Origin of the sequence: Intrasporangium sp., from assembly GCF_030452765.1 — a bacterium.
Classification (GTDB): Bacteria; Actinomycetota; Actinomycetes; order Actinomycetales; family Dermatophilaceae; genus Intrasporangium_A.
This window is the reverse complement of the sequence record NZ_JAKDLO010000276.1, coordinates 1-4,175: the sequence shown is the minus strand read 5'-3', so window position 1 is coordinate 4,175 and position 4,175 is coordinate 1. Positions and strand designations below refer to the sequence as shown.

Sequence of the window (4,175 nt, the reverse complement as noted above, 5' to 3'; positions counted from 1 at the left end):
ATACGACATCGGTGACGCTGGCGGAGGTTCGCTTCGGCATCGCCCGCTTGCCAGGTGGCCGTCGGCAAGCCCTCCTCGCCGCCGCTGCGGACGAGGTCTTCGGGGCGTTCGCGAACAGGATCCTGCCCTTCGACACCGCTGCTGCCGATCGCTACGCAGATGTCGTCATCGAGCGTCAGCACGCGGGCGCGCCGATCTCGGGCTTCGATGCTCAGATCGCCGCCATCTGCAGAACACATCGTGCAGCTTTGGCCACCCGCAACACCGACGACTTCGCCCTGCTGGACCTGGATCTCATCGACCCCTGGTGCGTCAGCGCCTGACACCGAACCGAGACGCGGGCCGACCCCATTCGCGCCGAGCGGCTCGACTCCTACCGGCCCGTCGTTACGTGCTTCCCATGATCCGGCGCGGCGCTTGCCGTCGTCCCCGCAATCGTGACCATCCACGGAGACGCCGTTCGCGCCGCCGTCGCTACCTTCGCCGCGAGCAACCCGCCGCACTCGTACTGGTAGGCCACGCTGGAGGGCACCACCCCGGCGAGCACGTGGTCGTGCTCGAGCATGCGGGATCCATTGTCGGCCACGCGTGCTCTTCCGCCTTCCGCCCGAGACGGCGGATGCCCGCACTCGGGAGGCGTCGATCTACCTCGCACCCGGCGCGATGGGCCGTCGGTAGAGCTGCTCACGTACTCGGTCGCGCGGCCCGATGCTGCCCCACCCCCGAGTTGATGGGGCTCAGGACGGTGGTCTGCCGCGCCGGGCTTGGTGCAGCGATAGGCTTCCGAAGGCGAGCAGGACGACGCCGCCGACGATCGCGCTCGGCAGGATCGTGGTCAGGCCGCCGATGATCGCTGCAGCGCCCGCCACGAGGACGAGCAGGATGCCGGCCCCCGCCAGCGACCGGATCCCGAACAGGCCCGACAAGGGTATGAAGTGGAGCCCGACGACCCCGAGGATCCACGGCTGAGAAATCTGCTGTGGCCGGTGAGGCCGAGCGCGGCGGCCCCGACTGCGGTCAGGGCGACCGCGAGGCCCACAGTGACGCCATACGCCCGCCGGCCCGCGCGCTGGGCCATGGCCGACCCGTCCTCACGCCGGCGCAGCACGATCAGCGAGAGCAGCGCCAGCAGCACCCCTAGCCCGGACCCGGCCGCCAGGAGCGGGCTCCACCCCGGCGGAGGGCCTTCCTGCGCCCACCCGAACCATACGAAGGCGGCGGCGCCGAGCACGAGCGCGTCGGCGGCCAGATCGCGACGGGTCGCGGCAACCGGGCCGTCACGGTCAACGTCGTGCAGGCTCACCTGACCTCCACCTCTCGTCGTTGTGGCGTTCAACGGAGGCTACTGGGGGTCGTGATCGTCGAAGGCGTGCCAGGCGATGGCGCCCACCGTGATGATCGCGATGACGGAGATGATCCAGACGGGGTCCATGCTGATCTCCCTTTCCTGTGTGGTCTGGTGTCCGCCCGAGGGCGGCGCGTGGCGGCGGCGTCACAGCCGGTCCGGCCCGGCGGCCCTGCCGGCCGGTCCGGGATGAGTTCGCGGGCCGCGTGACGCGTGCTCGTTCTGCGTCTCGCAGCCGGTCGCGCTCAATGGCCTTGGCAAGCTTGTTGGCAATGTAGGGATGCATCATTTGTGGCTTCCTTGGATTCCTGACTACACGTCAGACGCTATCCGGCGTTTAGGCGGGATTCGTTCCTAGGCTGAAGAGCTTCTCGGCGTCGCCCTGCGCTGGTCCGTCACCACCTCGTCACCCGGAGGCGTCTGCCAGACTCGATCCCGTGCCGTCTCCTGCCACGCGTCTGCTCGAGCTGCTGTCGCTGCTGCAGCTTCCTCGGGACTGGACCGGGGCGCAGCTCGCGGAGCGTTTGGATGTCAGCGCCCGCACGGTGCGCAGCGACATCGAGCGGCTGCGTCAGCTGGGGTATGCCGTCCACGCGACCCGCGGCGGCATCGGCGGATACCGGCTCGGCGCCAGCGGGTCGGCGATCCCGCCGCTGCTGCTGGACGCCGAGGAGGCGGTCGCGGTCGCGGTCGGGCTGCGCACCGGGGTGAACTGCATCATCGGCGGGATGGAGGAGACCTCGGCGCTGGCCCTGGCGAAGCTGGAGCGGGTGCTACCGGATCGGTTGCGAGGCCGGGTACGTCACCTGAACCGGTACACCGTTCCGCTGCCCGCCACGCAACCGGTTCCCGTCGTCGACCCGGCCCGGCTGACCCAGCTGGTCGAGCTGTGCCACGCCCGGGAGCGGCTGCGGTTCACCTACGAGGACCTCGACGCGGGCGAGCAGGGCGGGGGTGAGTCACGGCATGAGGTCGAGCCGTACCGGCTGGTCAACCGCGGCCATCACTGGTATCTGCTCGGCTACGAGATCACCGAGCAGGCCTGGCGGGTCTTCCGGGTCGACCGGATGCAGCCGCGTACCCCGACCGGGCCACGGTTTCGCCCGCGAGAGCTGCCCGCGGCGGACCTGGCCGACTACGTCAGCCGACGCGTCCCCGATACCGCGTGGCGCCATCGAGCCCGGGTCACGATCCACGCCCCCGCGGCAGCCGTCCGAGACCAGGTCGTGGGCGCCGAAGGGAGCGTCGAACCGGTCGACGAGCACGCCTGCGTGGCGGTGCTGGGCGGCGAGAGCCTGACCGCGATCGCGCTGGTCCTCGGGCGACTCACCAGCGACTTCACGATCATCGAGCCGGCCGAGCTCGTGGCGGAGGTGCAAGCCATCGCCGACCGGTATCACCGCGCGGTCCAGCCGGTCGTCGAGTCTCGGAATGATCCAGACGTCGCGCGGCTGTGGCGGCAGTAGCTGTCGGTTGAGGTCGCGGCCCAGGTACCCGCAGAACTTCTCGTATGCCGACGCCTGTGGGCCGGTCGCGTCCTCGGGACCAGAGTCCCGGTGGGCGTCGGTGCCGCCAGTGCCGAGCAGGAGTTCGAGGACGTCCGCGCAGAGCTGCTGATCGAGGAGATCGAGCTGGTCCGCTCACGCTCGATCTCGGGGTCGGCCCAGGGCAGCAGGAACTCGAGAGGGATGGTGACCCTCCGCGCGGCCTGCCGCATCGCCTCGCACATGACACCCCCCCGAAGATCGCCGCACGGATCCGCGGATCGGCCACGGCGAGCGGGATATCTATCGGACTGGCCGGCGTCATCCCCGAGTACCCGATCGGCGCGTCGGCACCGATCTCTGGCAGCGACTCCAGCGCATCGATCGTCTGCGGGGCGCGTGCCCGGGTGTGGCGTGGCCAGTTGGCCGACAGGACGATCGGGAGCGGGCTGCCCTCGCCCGATGGTTGGGTCACTGGCTGTGCGGCGGCACCCACGGCGCAGCCCTTGCCCGAGATCCGGCACGAGACGCGCTGAAGGCGGTCGGCGTGAAGTCGCCGCAGGACGCGTGCCGGCGCGAGTCCGAGCGAAGGTCGTAGATCGAGTAGCAGTTCGTGTCGGGCCGGGTCGGCTCGTTGGGCATCAGGATGGCCAGTGACCGGCCCTCGTCGATGGCGACGATCCGGCCCTGAACGGGTCAGTGTGTCGGGAGCGGCCCGGGTGGTGCCCCAGACGTGCGTGACCGTGTCGCCGCCGAGCTGCACCGTCACGTAGTAGACGGTGCCGCCGACTGTCGTGTTGGCCTCTCCGCGGTCGCCAGCGATGCGTCTTCGACGTCATGGGCGTCGCGCCACCGGAGGGTGCCCGCCATGTCGACCGTGACGATGTGAGTGCCGGCGCCGTTGACGAGCACGTCCTGCACGTCGGCCAGGGCCGCGACGACACGTCCGGTCCGATCAAGGATCGTGAGAGGTTTGGTTCGTCCGGCTTGTGGCGCATCGATGAGGACACCGCCGCCGCGCAGCCGAGGACATACTGGATACCCGTTGATAGCGGCAGCCGAATCGTCCGTTCGCCGTCGTGGAAGGTGCCACCCGCGGCGTAGACGCACGAGACCACGCGATCGTCCACCGCGAAGACGTCCACGGTTCTGCCGCGCCGGGCCGCCGCGATGCGTTCGGTGCGTTCGGAGATCCCAGCGGCGAACGCTCGGTGGTAGTGGACGGCGGCCCCCAGAGCGACGGCGGCCACCTCCAAGGACAGCGCGTTGACGGCCGGGTCATCGAACCACCCGCGGCCCAGCGCATGGTGGATCACCAGCACCGAGGTGCGGTGATCACCCACCCC

At 70.1% G+C, this 4,175-nt stretch carries 5 protein-coding genes; 3 read left to right on the top strand and 2 right to left on the bottom strand.

The features are described from left to right. Positions 1-323: PIN domain-containing protein (locus L0H79_RS21225; RefSeq protein ID WP_301486684.1), on the top strand; the 323-nt coding region annotated here is incomplete at its 5' end. Between the two features lie 50 nt (positions 324-373). Here the strand turns inward: L0H79_RS21225 and L0H79_RS21220 are convergent. Continuing rightward, positions 374-586 carry a hypothetical protein gene (locus L0H79_RS21220; protein WP_301486682.1) on the bottom strand — a complete coding sequence of 71 codons (213 nt, stop codon included), beginning with the start codon at positions 584-586 and terminating at the stop codon, positions 374-376. Between the two features lie 151 nt (positions 587-737). Further along, positions 738-926 (bottom strand): hypothetical protein, encoded by a 189-nt coding sequence (locus tag L0H79_RS21215; protein WP_301486680.1) that lies wholly within the window; start codon positions 924-926, stop codon positions 738-740. A gap of 856 nt (positions 927-1,782) precedes the next feature. Between L0H79_RS21215 and L0H79_RS21210 the strand changes: the two genes are divergently transcribed. Continuing rightward, entirely contained in the window at positions 1,783-2,811 is a 1,029-nt protein-coding gene (locus tag L0H79_RS21210; protein WP_301486679.1) for a YafY family protein, read from the top strand. A gap of 1,097 nt (positions 2,812-3,908) precedes the next feature. Further along, positions 3,909-4,175 (top strand): hypothetical protein (locus tag L0H79_RS21205; RefSeq protein WP_301486678.1); only part of this gene is annotated, 267 nt, incomplete at its 3' end.